Source organism: Pseudomonas sp. S06B 330, assembly GCF_002845275.2.
Taxonomy (GTDB): Bacteria; Pseudomonadota; Gammaproteobacteria; order Pseudomonadales; family Pseudomonadaceae; genus Aquipseudomonas.
Window position 1 is genome coordinate 1441009 of the sequence record NZ_CP088149.1, and the last position, 16953, is coordinate 1457961.

Sequence of the window (16953 nt, forward strand, 5' to 3'; positions counted from 1 at the left end):
TCAGACGCTGACCAGGGTCAGCAGTTGATCATCCTGCAGGCAGAACTGCCCGAGCAGTTCCCGCCCGCTATGCCACTGCGGCGACAGGTCGGTAAGCAGGCGCAGGCGTGCCTGGCCATCGGCAGACCATTCCAGCACTTCGGCGTGTTCGAAGTAAAAGCGCTGCTGGACGATGGGGTAGAGGGCCTTGAACAGGCTTTCCTTGAGGGAAAAGGTCAAGGTCACGGTCAGGGCGGTTTGCCCCTTGTTCATGCGTTGCAGCTCGGCGTCGGTGAGGATCTCCCCGGCCAGGCGCTCGGCACGCTCATGGCTGAGCAGGGTTTCCTGATCCAGGCCGATGCCCAGGCAGTCGCTGTCGCGCGCCACGACCGCCGCAGCCCAGCCTTTACCATGGGTGATCGAACCGCTGATACCCGTCGGCCAGATCGGCGAACGGTCCTCGTGGGTGGCAGGGACGTACTCGCGACCATCCAGGCGCTGCAAGGCTGAACGGGCACACACCCGCCCGGCGAGGTACTCGGCCTGACGCTTGGCGACCGAACGTTGCAGGTTGGGTGTCTGTTCAATACCGGCGCGAGCGAAATCGTCACTGGCCAGTTGCGCCGGGTCGAACGCGCAGCTGACCAGCACCGCACCGGGGACCGGGCGGGGCAGGGGCCAATGGTGCAGCAAGGGGGCGCAGCAGGTGGGGAGTCGGTTCATTCCGGTATTGTGTCCAGTGCTGCCGGTGTCGGCAACTGTAGCCGCTGCCGCCAGGCTGCGATCGGGCGTGAAACGGCCGCCATTCGGTGATTGGATGACGACTGCTTCGCAGCCGATCGCAGCCTGGCGGCAGCGGCTACGAGCTATGACTTGAAGATCTTTTTGAAAAACGCCTGCAGGTCCGCCCACGAGCTTTCATCCGCCGCTTTGTTGTAGCCAATATCCGGCCCGCCATGTTCGCCATGGCTCAGGCGGTCGGCATCCGGGTTGGTGAAACCATGCTTGGCGCCCTGAAGGGTGACGAATTCATAGCTCGCGCCTGCTGCGTTCATTTCTTCCTTGAATTTGGCCACCTGCTCCGGCGTCACCATGCTGTCATTGGCGCCATGCTCGACCAGTATCCTGGCCTTGACGCTGCCTGGCGTGGCCGGGCTGTTGGTGACCAAGGCACCATGGAAACTGGCAACCCCCGCCAGTGGCTCACCACGGCGGGCGGCGTCGAGCACCACCTTGCCGCCAAAGCAGTAGCCAATTGCTGCGATTCGCTCAGGGTCGGTCTGAGGCTGGATCTTCAACAACTCGACGCCGGCATCAAAGCGCTCAGCGCTTGCGGCCGGATTGTTCAGGGCCGTTTGCATGAAGGCCATGGCATCGGTCGGGTGCTCGGTATTTTTGCCGTCACCGTACATATCGATGGCCAGGGCGCTATAGCCGAGACCGGCCAGGTCGCGGGCGCGCCGCTTGGCGTAGTCATTGAGCCCCCACCATTCATGCACCACCACGACTCCTGGGCGTTTGCCCTCGGCGGCATCGTCGTAGGCGTAGTAGCCGACCAGGCGATTGCCATCTTTGTCCTGGTAGGGAATCTCACGGGTTTGTACGGCAGCCTGAGACAGGCTGCTGGCGCCGATCAGCAAAGCGGTAATGAGCAGGCGGTGCATGGAGGTACTCCTGTGTGCACATCAAGGGGTCAGCCAATACAGCGTGTTCAGCCCAGGTTCAGTCAGGGTTCAGCAGCGGTTCAGGACGCTTTCCTTACTCTAGCTTCAACACCTAACCGGCACCTTGCCAGGAGTAAACACTATGAAAGCGCTCAATACCTTGTTCCTCGCCGTGGCCTTTTTCGGCGCCAGTGCTGCCGTTCAGGCCGCCGACACCACCTTCGCCGGTGTCACTTACGGTCAGACCAGCGACAAGATCAAAAAGTCCGGCCTGCTCAGCAGTAATACCGATCACCTGAACACCAACGGCATCATCAGTAAAGACGATACCTGGGGCGTGCGTGTCGGCCAGATGAACGACGAACGCCGCTTCTACGTCACCTATGACAACGTTTCCAACGACCACAGCGGTATCAAGATGCGTCAGGAGAACCTGTTGGGCAGCTATGACCTGTTCTACCCGTTGGGCACCAGCACCAAGCTGTTTGGCGGTGCCAGTGCCGGCCTGACCAAGCTCAGCCAGGAATCGTCCGGTTACAGCCGTGACACCGACACTGGTTATGCCATTGGCCTGCAAGCCGGCTTGCTGCAGCAAGTGACCGACAATGCCTCGGTGGAACTGGGCTACCGTTACCTGCGCAGCAATGCCAGCACCGAACTGTCCGAACATGGCGGTTCAAAAGTTGGCACCCTGCGCCTGGACAGCAGTGCACAAACTTACCTGTCGGCCAACTACGCATTCTGACCCGTACATGAGTCTGTTCGAACCGGCCTGCAGGTGCATGGCCGGTTCGCTGTTATTCTGCAGGGCAAGGGTATTTCGCCGGAGCAATGATCCCCGGCCTGGTTAGGGAGGAAACTATGAAACTGCTGGTGGTTGAGGATGAAGCACTGTTGCGTCATCACTTGCACAGCCGCTTGAGCGAGAGCGGGCACGTGGTTGAAGCGGTGCCCAACGCCGAAGAGGCCTTGTATCAGGCCGAGCAGTTCAATCATGACCTGGCTGTGATCGACCTGGGCTTGCCCGGCATGAGCGGCTTGGACCTGATCCGGCAGTTACGCTCCCAAGGCAAGAGTTTTCCGATTCTGATCCTCACTGCACGAGGCAACTGGCAGGACAAGGTCGAAGGCCTGGCGGCCGGTGCCGATGACTATGTGGTCAAGCCGTTTCAGTTCGAAGAGCTGGAGGCCCGCCTCAATGCCTTGTTGCGCCGCTCCAGTGGTTTCGTCCAGTCAACCATTGCCGCTGGCCCGTTGCTCTTGGACCTGAACCGCAAACAGGCGACCCTCGACGATCAGCCGCTGGCGCTGACCGCCTATGAATACCGCATCCTTGAGTACCTGATGCGTCATCACCAACAGGTGGTGGCCAAGGACCGCTTGATGGAGCAGCTTTACCCTGACGACGACGAGCGCGATCCGAATGTGATAGAGGTGCTGGTCGGCCGTCTGCGGCGCAAGCTTGAAGGCAATAACGGCTTCAAGCCCATCGATACCGTGCGCGGGCTGGGGTACCTGTTTACCGAGCGCTGCCGATGATCCGTTCGCTACGTCTGCGTTTGATGCTCGCGGCGGCGCTGTTGGCCCTGTTGTTCATGCTCGGCTTGCTGCCAGCCTTGCAAAAGGCCTTCAGCCTGGCCTTGCAGGAGTCGATCGAAAAGCGCTTGGCTTCGGACGTTACCACGCTGATTTCCGCCGCCCGCATCGAGAACAATCAGTTGCGCATGCCGGTGTTGCTGCCGGACGAGAAATTCAACCTGCCCGACAGCCGCTTGCTCGGCTATATCTATGATCGTCAGGGCAACCTGGTCTGGCGCTCGCGGGCCAGCAACGATGAAAACATCAACTACACCCCGCGTTATGACGGGCGTGGCAATGAGTTCGCGCGAATCCGCCAGGACGATGGCGAAGAGTTTTTTGTCTACGACGTCGAGGTCAAGTTGCTCGGCGGCAAGAGCGCTGCCTACAGCATCGTCGCCCTGCAACCGGTGCGTGAGTACCAACAGACCCTCAACGGTCTGCGCGAGCGCCTGTACCTGGGCTTCGGTGCAGCCTTGCTGGCGTTGCTGGTATTGCTCTGGGCCGGGCTGACCTGGGGCTTGCGTTCGCTGCGCCAACTGAGTCACGAGCTGGATGATGTCGAGTCCGGTGCCCGTGACGGCCTCAGTGCCGAGCACCCCCGTGAACTACTGCGCCTGACCGGCTCGCTGAACCGATTGCTGCACAGCGAGCGCGAGCAGCGGCAGCGCTACCGTGATTCGCTGGGTGATCTGGCCCACAGCCTGAAAACCCCGTTGACTGTGCTGCAAGGGGTCAGTGAAAGCCTGGGGCAGCGCCGTGAAGACCGGGAGCAGGCGCGGATACTGCAAAGCCAGATCGAACGCATGAGCCAGCAGATCGACTACCAGTTGCAGCGGGCCAGCCTGCGCAAGAGTGGCCTGGTGCGTCACCAGGTGGCCTTGCGGCCGTTGCTCGAAAGCCTGTGCAGCACCCTGGCCAAGGTATACCGCGACAAGCAGGTCAAGGTCAGCCTCGATATCCCTGAGCATGCTGTCGTACCCATGGAGCAAGGCGCGTTGCTCGAATTGCTCGGCAACCTTTTGGAAAACGCCTACCGCCTGTGCCTGAGCCAAATCCACATCAGCCTGCGCAGTGGGCCTGCCACGGTAGAGCTCTGCGTTGAGGATGATGGTCCTGGGGTACCACCTGACCAGCGCGAACGCATTCTGCAACGTGGCGAACGCCTGGACCGGCAGAACCCAGGGCAGGGCATCGGGCTGGCAGTGGTCAAGGACATCATCGAAAGCTATGACGCCAGCCTCACCTTGGATGATTCACCGTTGGGCGGGGCGGCATTTCGCATTCGCTTTAGTCTCGACTGACCCGCCGTTGCCTTGGGCGGTTTTTCGCCACTCGAAACCTTTCAGCAAAGGAGCCGGGCGGAAATCCGCCAAGCCGTTCAGCACTCCTGCAACTTCCTTGTGCAGTCAACCCCCCGTAAACACGGGGCTTGCACCGATAAAGCGCATTTTGGCATCGGGCTTGCTATGGATCAGACAGAGTTCTGCCAGGCAGCTCGACACAACAAATCCCTCCAGTGCAGGAGGGTTCGCGCTTTAGGTACCCCGCGCGTCCTGGGAAGGATCGGGGCGGTACACTTGAGGAATTAGCCATGACGACGCGTCAGCCACTGTACAAATCGCTGTATATCCAGGTGTTAGTAGCGATCACCATCGGTATCCTGCTGGGCCACTACTACCCCGAAACCGGCGTTGCCCTGAAACCGCTGGGTGACGGGTTCGTCAAACTGATCAAAATGGTCATTGCCCCGATCATCTTCTGCACCGTGGTCAGCGGCATCGCTGGCATGCAAAGCATGAAGTCGGTGGGCAAGACCGGTGGCTACGCGCTGCTCTACTTCGAAATTGTCTCGACTATCGCGCTGATCATCGGCCTGGTCGTGGTCAACGTGGTCAAGCCTGGCGCCGGCATGCACATCGACGTCAGCACCCTGAACGCCAGCAGCGTGGCCGCCTATGCCGCCGCCGGCGCGCAGCAGACCACGGTCGGCTTCTTGCTCAATATCATCCCTAACACCGTGGTCGGCGCGTTCGCCAACGGCGACATCTTGCAAGTGCTGATGTTCTCGGTGATCTTCGGTTTCGCCCTGCATCGTCTGGGTGCCTACGGCAAGCCGCTGCTGGACCTGATCGACCGTTTCGCCCATGTCATGTTCAACATCATCAACATGATCATGAAGCTGGCGCCGATCGGTGCCTTCGGTGCCATGGCCTTCACCATCGGCCAGTACGGCGTGGGTTCGCTGGTGCAGTTGGGCTACCTGATGGCCTGCTTCTATGTCACCTGCGTGCTGTTCGTTGTCGTGGTGCTCGGTGGTATCGCCCGCGCTCACGGTTTCAGCGTGCTCAAGCTGATCCGCTACATCCGTGAAGAGCTGATGATTGTTCTGGGAACTTCGTCTTCGGAGTCGGCCCTGCCACGCATGCTGGCCAAGATGGAGCGCCTGGGCGCGAAGAAATCCGTGGTTGGCCTGGTGATCCCGACCGGTTACTCGTTTAACCTCGACGGCACCTCGATCTACCTGACCATGGCTGCGGTGTTCATCGCCCAGGCCACCGACACCACCATGGACATCACCCACCAGATCACCTTGCTGCTGGTGCTGCTGGTGGCGTCCAAGGGTGCTGCTGGCGTTACCGGTTCGGGCTTCATCGTCCTGGCCGCAACCCTGTCTGCCGTTGGCCACCTGCCGGTTGCCGGTCTGGCGCTGATCCTCGGTATTGACCGCTTCATGTCCGAAGCCCGTGCCCTGACCAACCTGATCGGTAACGCTGTAGCGACCGTGGTGGTGGCCAAGTGGGTCAATGAACTGGATGAAGACAAGCTGCAGGCTGAGCTGGCTTCCGGTGGTTCGCCGCTGGTGGATACCCGTCCGGTCGATGACCTGGGCGTGGCTGAAGGCGCAGCCCGCTAACAGCCCCGTTGTGTAATGCAAAAGCCCATCTTCGGATGGGCTTTTTTGTACCTGTTGGGCTGCATTGCGGGGCAAGCCTCACTCCACCCGCGTCTCGCCGCTGTACACCAGGGTATGCCGACAACGCCGACACAAATAGCGCCGCCCTTGGCGTACCAGGCTGTGGCGCTGGGCCGAGAACGGGAAGTCGCTGCCCGCGCACGGGCAACGATAGATGTAGCGGGTCACCGTACGACGCTTGACCTGGTAGTTATGGCAGCGGTTTGGCGGCAGTTCATAAACGCCGCGCATGATCAGTTGCCATTCCTCACCATGGGGCTGGATGGTGTCACCAAACAGTTGGTGAGCGACCAGGTGGGCGACTTCATGGGCCACGGTCTGCTTGAGGAAATCGTCGCTGTTTTCGCGGTACAGCTGCAGGTTGAAGCGCAGCAGGTTTTCATGCAGGTGGGCGACACCGGCCTTCTGGCCGCGCAGCTTGAAGCTGACTTCAGGGCGAGGGAAGGGGCGTTTGAAAAAGGTTTCGGCTTGCTGGTAACAGGTTTCGACGCGGGATTTGAGCAGTTCGGGCATATCGGGGAACACTCCTAGCCGACAATTATGCCGCAACCGCAGGGTTGCTGCCGAGCCACCTGTCAGGGCACAGCATCAGGCCACCTTGCGGTGGCCCGATGGTTACAGCGCCTATGTTGCTGTTTTCTAATTAGATGATTCTAGTTGGTATAGACAGGCCCCACGCCTAGTCCCCAAACGATCACGGTGAAGGCCATGATGGCGACCAGCACCACCAGGCCGACCGCCAGTACCGAACTCGAGAACAGGAAGCCTTCATCCGAAGGAATGTTCATGAAGGTCGGTAGGCCGACATAGAGCAGATACACCGTGTAGCACACGGCTGCCGTGCCGACGATCATCCCCAGCCACAGGTGGGGGTATAGCGCCGCCAGGCCGCCGACGAACAGCGGCGTTGCGGTGTAGGTGGCAAATGCGATGCAGCGGGCCATGCTCGGATTGGCGTCGTAGGTACGGGCCATCCAGTGAATGAACGCGCCCATCACCGCCACCCCAGCCAGCATGGCCAGGTACGACATGATAGTCATCCAGAGCGCGCTTTCCTGGGTCAACATGACCGGGGCGCGATCGCCAATGACCCAGCCAACCTGGGTGGTGCCGATAAATGCCGATACCGCGGGGATGGCCGCCAGTATCAGGGTGTGGGTCAGGTACATATGGCTGATGCTTTCTTCCTCGCCACGGATCTCCTTCCATTCTTGGTCAGGATGGGTAAACAGCCCCAGAACGTGATGGATCATGCCAGTCACTCCTTCCGTTGTTGCCATCGCCCCCCAGTGGAGCGCTTGCGACCCCAAGTGCTAAGGGCCAGAGAATCGAGGTCAGCATTGCTGTGGCCTTATGTCGCAGTATAGGAAGGAGTTCGCCGCTTAAAACCCGCTTTTTAGAGCAAATCGCGCTGTCAGGGGCGTGCTTAATCACCTTGCAGTCTTTATCGGATGGGCCTACGCCTGCCCGCCGTTTGTGCGTAAAATATGCCGCTTTTGTCACACCTCGCGGATTTCAAGCGCTATGGGCACCCTTTCGGTCAACCAGAACAAACTGCAAAAACGCCTGCGTCGTCTCGCCGGCGAAGCCATCACCGACTTCAACATGATCGAAGACGGTGACAAGGTCATGGTCTGCCTGTCAGGCGGCAAAGACAGCTACACCATGCTCGATGTTCTGCTGCACCTGCAGAAAGTGGCGCCGATCAAGTTCGAGATCGTCGCGGTGAACATGGACCAGAAGCAACCCGGTTTTCCTGAGCACGTGCTGCCGGCTTACCTCAAGGCCCTGGGCGTCGAGTATCACATCGTTGAGAAAGACACCTACTCGGTGGTCAAAGAGCTGGTGCCGGAAGGCAAGACCACCTGCTCGCTGTGTTCGCGCCTGCGTCGCGGCACGCTGTACACCTTCGCTGATGAAATCGGCGCGACCAAAATGGCCCTGGGGCACCACCGCGACGACATCGTCGAGACGTTCTTCCTCAACATGTTCTTCAACGGCACCCTCAAGGCCATGCCGCCGAAGTTGCGCGCCGATGACGGTCGCAACGTGGTGATCCGCCCGCTGGCCTACTGCAGCGAGAAAGACATCCAGGCCTACTCGGACATGCGAGAGTTCCCGATCATTCCGTGCAACCTCTGCGGCTCGCAGGAAAACCTGCAGCGTCAGGTGGTCAAGGACATGCTGGTGGAGTGGGAGCGCAAGACCCCAGGGCGTACCGAGAGCATTTTCCGCGGCCTGCAGAACGTCGTGCCGTCACAACTGGCCGACCGCAACCTGTTCGACTTCGTCAACCTCAAGATCGACGAAACGGCAACGCCGCGCTTTCTCGATGTGCTGAACATCTGACCGGCATGCGTGATTATCAATGGCTGCATGAGTACTGCCTGAACCGCTTCGGCTCCGCGGCAGCTCTGGAGGCGCACCTGCCCCAGGCAAAGACCGCTGAGCAGCTGCGTGCCCTCAGTGCCGACCGCTACCTCTCGACCCTGGCCTTGCGTGTATTTCGCGCAGGGCTCAAGCACAGCCTGGTGGATGCCAAGTGGCCCGCCTTCGAGCAGGTGTTTTTTGGCTTCGATCCGGAAAAGGTTGTGCTGATGGGCGCCGAGCACCTGGAGCGGTTGATGCAGGACACGCGGATCATCCGCCACCTGGGCAAGCTAAAGAGCGTGCCGCGCAATGCGCAGATGATGTTGGATGTCGAAAAGCAGCAGGGCAGTTTCGGCGCCTTCATTGCTGATTGGCCGGTAACCGATATTGTCGGATTGTGGAAATACCTGGCCAAGCATGGCAACCAGCTGGGCGGGCTGTCGGCACCGCGCTTCCTGCGCATGGTCGGCAAGGACACCTTCATCCCCACCAACGATATGGCCGCGGCGCTGATCGCTCAGGACATCATCGACAAGCCACCGACCAGTCAGCGTGACCTGGCGTTGGTGCAAGCGGCGTTCAACCAGTGGCAGGTCGAGAGTGGCAGGCCGCTGTGTCAGCTATCGGTGATGCTGGCGCATACCGTCAATCATTGACTCGGTGTGGTTGCTGTCATCGGCAAGGCCGGCTCCCACAGAGGTCTTCAGTAGACCTCTGTGGGAGCCGGCCTTGCCGGCGATAGCCTCGCTGCTTAGTTCGAACCTTCCCCAGCCAGCCGCCGGTCATACTGAAAGCGCCAGCGTACATACAGCAGGGCACTGACAAACAGCGCCAGGCTGATCGCCACTTCCAGCCAACCGAACACTGCCCGTGCCGGATCAAACGCGGCCAGAACGCCTTTGATGAAGTACAGGTTGACCACAAAGCAGGTCCAGGCGTGGGCGCGGGCGTTGCCCAGCAGCATCCCAGGCAGCAACAGCGCCAATGGCACCAGTTCGACGGCCAGGATCACACCGGTGCGCGCGCCATGCAGGTCGGCAAACAGCAGATTGTTGACTGTCAGCAGGGCAATCAGGCCGAAAAAGCTCGCCAGGCTCAGCGCCCGTGCCAGGCGTAGGCGCGGTGTCAGCCATTCAATCGGGGGCAGCACTTTGGGCTTTTTAGCCACGGCCGTTCTCCAGCAATTGGGCAGTGCTCGCCAGACGTTGGCCCAGCGCGCGGCACAGGGCAATTTCATCGGCGTCGAGGTCGCGCTTGCCGTCCGCCCCGGCATGATGGCTGGCGCCGTAGGGGGTGCCGCCACCACGGGTTTCCAGCAAGGCCGACTCGCTGTACGGCAAGCCCATGATCAGCATGCCGTGATGCATCAACGGCAGCAGCATCGACAGCAGGGTCGATTCTTGGCCGCCATGCAGGCTGGCAGTGGAGGTGAACACAGCCGCTGGTTTACCGACCAGGCCACCGCTGAGCCACAGGCTGCTGGTGCCATCGATGAAGTACTTGAGCGGTGCGGCCATGTTGCCAAAGCGCGTTGGGCTGCCCAGGGCCAGGCCCGAGCAGTGGCGCAGATCGTCCAGGGTGGCGTACAACGCGCCGCTCTGGGGGATGTCCGGGGCGACCGCTTCGCACTCGGTGGAAATCGCTGGCACCGTACGGATGCGCGCTTCCAGGCCAGCCATCTCGACCCCCCGAGCAATCTGTCGGGCCATTTCGCTGGTCGATCCGTGGCGGCTGTAGAACAGGATCAGGATGTACGGCGCGCTCACGGCAGGATCTCCAGAACCTTCTCCGGTGGGCGGCCGATCACGGCTTTGTCACCGGCCACCAGGATTGGTCGCTCGATCAGTTTCGGGTGCTTGGCCATGGCCTCGATTAGTTGGGCTTCACTCAAGGTCTCGTCGGCCAGGTTCAGCGCCTTGTATTCATCCTCACCGCTGCGCAACAGCTGGCGCGCACTGATGCCCAGCTTGCCGAGCAGGGCCTTGAGGGTCACGGCATCTGGCGGGGTTTCCAGGTAGCGGACCACGTTTGGGGCCAGGCCACGGGCTTCGAGCAGTTCGAGTGCGCCACGGGATTTGGAGCAGCGCGGATTGTGATAGAGGGTCAGGTCAGTCATGTTCGGGTCGCATCCAGCAGGGTGTGGCGGCTATTCTAACCGCAGCGACTTCGCATTTTGCTTGAATCTTCGAGAAGGATTGACCCATGACAAGGCGTTTGGCAGCAGCACTGGCCATCACCGCGAGCCTGCTGCTCGGTGGTTGCGGTGCCGATTATGGTCTGGACCAGAATGGCCAGACTGTGAAAGCTGAGCAGATTGACGGGCACTGGTTGGTGCTCAACTACTGGGCGGAATGGTGTGGCCCATGCCGGACCGAGATCCCTGAACTCAACGCTGCGGCCAAGCAATGGCAGGCGCAAGGGGTGAAGGTGCTCGGCGTGAACTTTGACGGCTTGCAGGGCGAGGAATTGAAAAAGGCCAGTGACGCACTGGGGATTGGCTTTACCGTTCTCGCTCAGGATCCGGCCGAGCGTTATGAGCTGCCGCGTAGCGAGGCATTGCCGGTGACTTACATCATCGATGACAAGGGCAAGGTGCGTGAGCAGTTGATGGGCGAACAAACACTTGAGGGTTTGAACGCGAAGATCAAGGCATTGAAGGGCGCTTGATCGGCGGCGTTTTTATCGCCGGCAAGGCCGGCTCTCACAGGATTTAAAGGTTGTCAGCAACCTCTGTGGGAGTCGGCTTTGCCGGCGATGAAGCCTGCACTACGCTTCAGCCTTCCTCAGGCCAGAAGCGCAGCGGCTTGCCCTCGGCAGGCCAGAAGCGCACCTGCTCGATCGGTGAGATATCCCAGCGCTGTACGGTTTCCAGGGCTTGAAGGAAACGTTTTTCCTGTTCCATCAAGGCCGGTGCACACAGCTTGCGGGTACTGCCGACTTTGCCGAAGGTCAGCTTGTCGCCATCGAGCTGGTAGGGCGCGAACCAGTGGTTGCAGCCGCCATTGCCATAAGCGCGGCCGTCGGAGGCCAAGGTCAGGGTCAGGTGGCTGTAGTCCATCAACGGCCGTTCACCGATCCATTCCAGCAGGTAACTGCGTTCCTGTTCCAGCTTCATCGGCTCGGCGGCGCACCCCAGCAAAGCGGCGCCGGTCAGGGCACAGAGCAGCAGGGTTTTCACTGGGCCGTCTCCTTGCATTTCGGGCACAGGTGCTTGTCGCCACGGCTGACCCAGCCCAACTCTGCAATACGCGCGCTAGCAGCAGGTTGCAGGGCTTTTTTGCCGAGCTTGGCATCGACCGCGAACTCGAAGTTCAGGCTCGCCTGGCAGCTGTCGCAATTGACGTCCCAGGTGTGGATCGCCAGTTCGCCAAACACCGGGCCGCTGGCCACCGCGACCCATTGGCCGGTCGGGTTGATCAGGTGGCGCACGGTTTCCACGGTCAGGCGCATGGACAAGTCCTTGCTGCCTTTGAGGGTGACCAGCAGAACATCGTTCTTCTGGATCGAGCCGCCATTGCCGGTCACTTGATAGCGACCTGGCACCAGGGCGCGGCATTCGATCAGGGTGTGTTGCGGGTTAAACAGGTTGTAGCGGAAATCGTGTTCGACCATGGGTCCTCCAAATCTGCCGCGTATCCTAGCATCAACCCTCGACCAAGTTTTGCGGATTGCCTGCCGCCCAGCGGGTAATGTTGTCCACGGTCGTTGCAGCAATGGCCGCCAGTGCCTCACGGGTGAGAAACGCCTGGTGGGCGGTAACGATGACGTTGGGGAAGGTCAGCAAGCGCGCCAGCACATCGTCCTGCAGTGGCAGATCGGAGCGGTCTTCAAAAAACAATTGGGCTTCTTCTTCGTAGACGTCCAGGCCCAGGTAACCCAACTGGCCGTTCTTCAGGGCCTCGATCAACGCTGGGGTGTCGATCAGCGCACCGCGGCCGGTGTTGATCAACATGGCACCCGGTTGCAAGTCAGCCAGGCTTTTTGGGTTGATGAGGTGGCGCGTCTGTTCCGTCAGCGGGCAGTGCAGGCTGATGATCTGGGCCTGCCGCAACAGCTCCGGCAGCTCCAGGTAGCGTGCACCCAGTGCCAGCAGTTCGGGGTTAGGGTAGGGGTCGTACGCCAGCAACTGACAGCCAAAACCGGCCATGATGCGGGCAAAGGCGGCACCGATCTGGCCGGTGCCAACCACCCCGACGGTTTTCCCATGCAGGTCGAAGCCGGTCAGCCCATGCAGGCTGAAATTACCTTCGCGAGTGCGGTTGTAGGCACGGTGCAAGCGGCGGTTAAGGGCCAGGATCAGGGCCACGGCATGTTCGGCCACGGCATGTGGCGAGTAGGCCGGCACCCTGACCACGGCCAGGCCCAGGCGTTTTGCTGTACTGAGGTCCACATGGTTGTAACCGGCCGAGCGCAGGGCGATCAGGCGCGTGCCGCCAGCGGCCAGGCGCTCGAGCACCGGCGCACTCAAATCGTCGTTGATGAACGGGCAGACCACTTCATGGCCGGTAGCCAACGCTGCGGTGTCCTCGTTCAAGCGTGCTGGCTGGAAGTGCAGCTCTAGCCCGTGGGGTGCCAGGACGCTGGTAAAACTGTCCTGATCGTAAGTCTGGCTGCTGAAAAACAGTACGCGCATGGGATCTTCCTGAGTCGGTTGCGGGGAGTCTAACCACGCCGGCTGTTGATCACGTTGCTTCAGGTCAGGCACTTAGGCGCGCCTGGGCGGTGAGGCGGATAATGGCCCGGTCCAGCTCATCCAGGGCGCGCAGTGCTAGCGGGTCATTCTGTTTGAGCAGGGTTTCACTGCGCTGGCAGGCCGCGCGCAACTGCGGTACCCCACAGTAACGTGAGGCGCCGTTGAGGCGATGCACCCGCTCGATCATGCCGTTGCGGTCGGCCGCTTCGCGGGCGGCGCGAATGGCTTCACGATCGGCCTCAAGCGACGCCAGCAACATCGCCAGCATATCGGCGGCCAGGTCCGGTTTGCCCGCGGCCAGGCGCAAGCCTTCTTCCGGGTCGAGGACCTTCAGTTCGCTGCTGTCGGCGATGCGTTCGAGCGCCCGCTCCTGGTGGGGTGCGCCCAGGCTCAGGCCGGTCCACTTGAGCACCACCTGTGCCAGTTGGCGTTCGCTAATCGGCTTGGTCAGGTAGTCGTCCATGCCGCTATGCAGCAGGGCACGTTTTTCATTGGCCATGGCATGGGCGGTGAGGGCGACAATCGGCAAGGGCGGGCCGTTTTGGCTGCTTTCCCACTGGCGAATCTGCTCGGTGCATTCGCGACCGTCCATGCCAGGCATCTGCACGTCCATCAGCACCAGGTCGAAGTGCTCGTCTTGCACCGCCTGGACAGCGGCATAGCCGCTGTCGACCGCCAGTACATCGGCGCCCAGGTCTTCGAGCAAAGTCTGCACCAGCAACAGGTTGGCAGGGTTGTCGTCGACGCAAAGCACTTTGGGTAGCGGTTGTTCGCTGGCGACTTTGGTTTCACTGAAAGTGCGGCGTGGCTGCACCAGCTCCAGCAAGGCTCGGCGCAGTTTGCGTGTGCAGGCAGGTTTGGCTTGTAACTGGCTGTGTGCGTTGGGCAGGTACGGATGGTAGAGCGCCTGCTCCGTGGTTGGGCACAGGACCAGCGCCTGGCAGTCCAGACGCTGCAATTGCTGAATGTACTGGCCCAAACGCTCAGGAGAGACGCTATCGAGGTTGACCCCCATGACCGCCAGGGTGAAAGGCTCTCCCGCCATTCGTGCCGCAGCGACCGCATGCAGCAACGGGTCGATCGAGGTGAAACTGGTAACACCCAGGCCGCAATCTTCCAGTTGATGCTCCAACGCCTGACGAGCCAACTCATGGGCGTCGACAATCGCTACCCGCCGCTCCACCAGCGATTGCAGTGGCAGGTCCTCGGCATCGTCTCGGGCTCTGGGCAGACGCAGACTGACCCAAAACTGCGAGCCTTCGCCCGGGGTGCTATCGACACCGATTTCGCCCCCCATCTGCTCGATCAGGCGTTTGGAGATCACCAGGCCCAGGCCGGTGCCCCCGGGTTGGCGTGACAGCGAGTTGTCAGCCTGGCTGAATGCCTGAAACAGCGCCCGTACATCCTGGCTGGACAGACCGATGCCGGTGTCCTGGACACAGATGCGCAGTTGCACGCTGTCGTCGTTCTCTTCTTCGAGCATGGCCCGGGTGACGATGGTGCCTTCGCGGGTGAACTTGATGGCATTGCTCACCAGGTTGGTGAGAATCTGCTTCAGGCGCAGCGGGTCGCCTACCAGCGACAGGGGCGTGTCGCGATAGACCAGGCTGATTAGCTCCAGCTGTTTGGCGTGAGCGGCAGGGGCGAGGATGGTCAGGGTGTCCTGGATCAGGTCACGCAAGTTGAACGGAATGCTGTCGAGCACCAGCTTGCCGGCCTCGATCTTGGAGAAGTCGAGAATCTCGTTAATGATCCCCAGCAGACTGCTGGCGGATTTTTCGATGGTGCCCAGGTAATCGAGCTGGCGCGGAGTCAGCTCGCTTTTTTGCAACAGGTGCGTAAAGCCGAGGATGCCATTGAGCGGCGTACGGATCTCATGGCTCATGTTGGCCAGGAACTCAGACTTGATCCGGCTGGCCTCCAGCGCCTCCTTGCGTGCCATATCCAGCTCAATGTTCTGGATTTCAATGGTCTCCAGGTTCTGACGTACGTCTTCTGTTGCCTGGTCGATGCTGTGCTGCAGTTCTTCGTGGGCGCCTTGCAGGGTTTCGGCCATGCGATTGATGCCAGCGGCCAGCTCATCCATCTCATGGCTACCCATTACCGGCAGGCGTTCTTCCAGGTTACCGTCCTTGAGTTGGGTCACAGCATGCTTGATCTGGCTGATCGGGCCATTGATCGTGCGGGTCATGCGCAGGGCCAGCAGGGCGGTAGCAAGCATGCCGAAAAAAATCAGCAGCAGGCTGGTGAACAGGCTGCGGTAACCGCGTAACAGCGTGCCGTCGTGGGACAGCTCGATTTCTACCCAGCCGAGCAGGCGATCGGCTTCGCCCAGGATGCGTTCGCCCGCCAGGTCACGGTGATGGCCGAACACCGGTAGCAAGTAACGGGTGGCGTCTTGACCGGTGCGCTGGAGCAATTCAGTACCGCCGCCAGCAGGTGCCTGATTGAGCATGCTCGGGCCGGCATGGGCCAGGTTATTGCGCTCCGGGCCGAGAAACGCCACAGCACGTACATCTGACTGTTCCAGGGCCTGGGCGGCGATGCGCTCCAGTTGCGCCGGGTCGTGGCGCACCAACGCCGGGGCGACCAAAGGCGCCAGCTGTTCGGCAATCATCTTGCCGCGTTGCAACAGTTGAGTCTGCAGCTCGTTCTGCTGCAGCCAGGTGAAATAGCTGCCCAATACCAGTGCCATCAACCCGGCAGGCACTAAGGCCAGCAGCAACACTCGGCTGCGGATTCCCAAACGATTCAGCACGCAACTCTCCTGTGCCTGGCAAGTGCTGTAGGTCGCCGTCAGTGCGAGCTGACGGATCAAGTCGGAAAAGTACCGCGCCTTCCCGCGCAATGCACTCATTTGTATCTACTTTTAACGTAGGCGAAATCTCCGGAGGTGTACCGACCAGCACTTGCAGGTTGCCTGCACACAGCAATTACTCAATAATCGCGTAACTGAGAATTGCTAGCACCCGCCAATGAATCCCGTAGCTATTAGCGAATCAAGCATACTTGCCATCGAGGATGATCCCGTCCTGGGCGCCCACCTGCACGAAGCCCTCCTGCGTGGCGGTTTCAAGGTCACCTGGTGCAAGAATGGTCGTGAGGGTTTGGAGGTTGCTCGCGCGTCGCGTTTCGATGTGGTCTTGATGGATATCCTGCTGCCGGGGCTAAACGGCCTGGATGTGCTGGCACAGTTGCGCGAAAGCAGCTCGACGCCGGTGATCATGATGTCTGCCCTAGGCGCCGAAGCTGACCGCATCAGTGGCTTTCAGCGCGGCGCCGATGACTACCTGCCCAAGCCGTTCAGTATGGCTGAACTACAGGTGCGCATCGAAGCGATCCTGCGGCGGGTGGCATTGGAGCGTCGGCGCCAGGAGCCACCTGCAGTGGCCAGCGGCGCCCTGCAGTTTGACGAGCAACTGTGTGATGTCTGCTGTGGCGAGCACTGGGCGGGGCTGACCTTGAGCGAGTATCGCTTGCTCGACATTTTGCACCGCAGCCATGAAGAGGTGCTCAGCAAAGCCTTCCTTTATCAGCAGGTGCTGCAGCGTGGGTATGCTCGCCATGACCGCAGCCTGGACATGCATGTCAGTCAGATCCGGCGCAAGCTCAAGAGCATCGGTTACCAGGAGCGTGAAGTGCGCACTGTGTGGGGTAAGGGCTACGTGCTCAGTGCCACTGAGGTTCACTGA

19 protein-coding genes are annotated in these 16953 nt (G+C 60.8%); 8 read left to right on the forward strand and 11 right to left on the reverse strand.

The genetic code is table 11. From position 1 onward, the window contains the following. Both CX511_RS06735 and CX511_RS06740 read right to left on the reverse strand, forming a co-directional pair. Complete coding sequence (locus tag CX511_RS06735; protein WP_045187451.1) at window positions 1-702, reverse strand: 4'-phosphopantetheinyl transferase family protein; 702 nt, start codon at window positions 700-702, stop codon at window positions 1-3. 143 nt (window positions 703-845) lie between these two features. Then, complete coding sequence (locus tag CX511_RS06740; RefSeq protein WP_101292226.1) at window positions 846-1643, reverse strand: dienelactone hydrolase family protein; 798 nt, start codon at window positions 1641-1643, stop codon at window positions 846-848. A 142-nt stretch (window positions 1644-1785) separates the two neighbouring features. Between CX511_RS06740 and CX511_RS06745 the strand changes: the two genes are divergently transcribed. From CX511_RS06745 to CX511_RS06760, 4 genes are all read left to right on the forward strand, one after another. Next, entirely contained in the window at window positions 1786-2388 is a 603-nt protein-coding gene (locus tag CX511_RS06745; RefSeq protein ID WP_045187446.1) for a putative outer membrane beta-barrel protein, read from the forward strand. Between the two features lie 116 nt (window positions 2389-2504). Then, a complete protein-coding gene (locus CX511_RS06750; RefSeq protein ID WP_045187444.1) occupies window positions 2505-3182 on the forward strand; it encodes a response regulator in 678 nt (225 codons plus the stop codon). Beyond that, window positions 3179-4525: an ATP-binding protein gene (locus CX511_RS06755; protein WP_045187442.1), complete on the forward strand. Its 1347-nt coding sequence runs from the start codon at window positions 3179-3181 to the stop codon at window positions 4523-4525. Before CX511_RS06750 ends, CX511_RS06755 begins: the two co-directional genes overlap by 4 nt. 290 nt (window positions 4526-4815) lie before the next feature. After that, on the forward strand, window positions 4816-6138 hold the full coding sequence (locus tag CX511_RS06760; protein WP_045187439.1) for a dicarboxylate/amino acid:cation symporter: 1323 nt from the start codon (window positions 4816-4818) through the stop codon (window positions 6136-6138). Between the two features lie 78 nt (window positions 6139-6216). Here the strand turns inward: CX511_RS06760 and CX511_RS06765 are convergent, their stop codons facing one another. Next, complete coding sequence (locus CX511_RS06765; RefSeq protein WP_045187437.1) at window positions 6217-6711, reverse strand: SprT family zinc-dependent metalloprotease; 495 nt, start codon at window positions 6709-6711, stop codon at window positions 6217-6219. A gap of 140 nt (window positions 6712-6851) precedes the next feature. After that, window positions 6852-7451 carry a Yip1 family protein gene (locus CX511_RS06770; protein WP_045187434.1) on the reverse strand — a complete coding sequence of 200 codons (600 nt, stop codon included), beginning with the start codon at window positions 7449-7451 and terminating at the stop codon, window positions 6852-6854. Between the two features lie 271 nt (window positions 7452-7722). On the opposite strand from CX511_RS06770, the gene ttcA reads away from it, so the two are divergent. Then, on the forward strand, window positions 7723-8547 hold the full coding sequence (gene ttcA, locus CX511_RS06775; RefSeq protein ID WP_045187431.1) for a tRNA 2-thiocytidine(32) synthetase TtcA: 825 nt from the start codon (window positions 7723-7725) through the stop codon (window positions 8545-8547). Window positions 8548-8552: 5 nt separating this feature from the next. Next, window positions 8553-9224 carry a DNA-3-methyladenine glycosylase I gene (locus tag CX511_RS06780; protein WP_045187429.1) on the forward strand — a complete coding sequence of 224 codons (672 nt, stop codon included), beginning with the start codon at window positions 8553-8555 and terminating at the stop codon, window positions 9222-9224. Window positions 9225-9319: 95 nt separating this feature from the next. On the opposite strand, the gene CX511_RS06785 is transcribed toward CX511_RS06780, so the two are convergent. Genes CX511_RS06785 through arsC form a run of 3 tightly spaced genes read right to left on the reverse strand, consistent with a single transcriptional unit; the run spans window position 9320 to window position 10684 of the window. Continuing rightward, complete coding sequence (locus tag CX511_RS06785; RefSeq protein WP_101292227.1) at window positions 9320-9736, reverse strand: DUF2069 domain-containing protein; 417 nt, start codon at window positions 9734-9736, stop codon at window positions 9320-9322. Next, window positions 9729-10334 (reverse strand): NAD(P)H:quinone oxidoreductase, encoded by a 606-nt coding sequence (gene wrbA, locus CX511_RS06790; RefSeq protein ID WP_045187425.1) that lies wholly within the window; start codon window positions 10332-10334, stop codon window positions 9729-9731. Before wrbA ends, CX511_RS06785 begins: the two co-directional genes overlap by 8 nt. Continuing rightward, window positions 10331-10684 carry an arsenate reductase (glutaredoxin) gene (gene arsC, locus CX511_RS06795; RefSeq protein ID WP_045187423.1) on the reverse strand — a complete coding sequence of 118 codons (354 nt, stop codon included), beginning with the start codon at window positions 10682-10684 and terminating at the stop codon, window positions 10331-10333. Before arsC ends, wrbA begins: the two co-directional genes overlap by 4 nt. Before the next feature lie 86 nt (window positions 10685-10770). On the opposite strand from arsC, the gene CX511_RS06800 reads away from it, so the two are divergent. Next, complete coding sequence (locus CX511_RS06800; RefSeq protein WP_101292228.1) at window positions 10771-11235, forward strand: peroxiredoxin family protein; 465 nt, start codon at window positions 10771-10773, stop codon at window positions 11233-11235. A gap of 106 nt (window positions 11236-11341) precedes the next feature. Here CX511_RS06800 and CX511_RS06805 read toward each other — a convergent pair whose 3' ends face one another. The 4 genes from CX511_RS06805 to CX511_RS06820 form a co-directional block, all read right to left on the reverse strand. Then, window positions 11342-11746, reverse strand: coding sequence for an META domain-containing protein (locus CX511_RS06805; protein WP_373432775.1), 405 nt, complete (start codon window positions 11744-11746; stop codon window positions 11342-11344). Further along, complete coding sequence (locus CX511_RS06810) at window positions 11743-12180, reverse strand: hypothetical protein (protein ID WP_045187415.1); 438 nt, start codon at window positions 12178-12180, stop codon at window positions 11743-11745. Before CX511_RS06810 ends, CX511_RS06805 begins: the two co-directional genes overlap by 4 nt. Window positions 12181-12211: 31 nt before the next feature. Beyond that, entirely contained in the window at window positions 12212-13201 is a 990-nt protein-coding gene (locus CX511_RS06815; RefSeq protein ID WP_045187413.1) for a 2-hydroxyacid dehydrogenase, read from the reverse strand. Between the two features lie 64 nt (window positions 13202-13265). After that, complete coding sequence (locus CX511_RS06820) at window positions 13266-16019, reverse strand: response regulator (RefSeq protein ID WP_045187483.1); 2754 nt, start codon at window positions 16017-16019, stop codon at window positions 13266-13268. A 217-nt stretch (window positions 16020-16236) separates the two neighbouring features. Here CX511_RS06820 and CX511_RS06825 point away from each other — a divergent pair, with 217 nt between their 5' ends. Continuing rightward, complete coding sequence (locus tag CX511_RS06825) at window positions 16237-16953, forward strand: response regulator transcription factor (RefSeq protein WP_045187410.1); 717 nt, start codon at window positions 16237-16239, stop codon at window positions 16951-16953.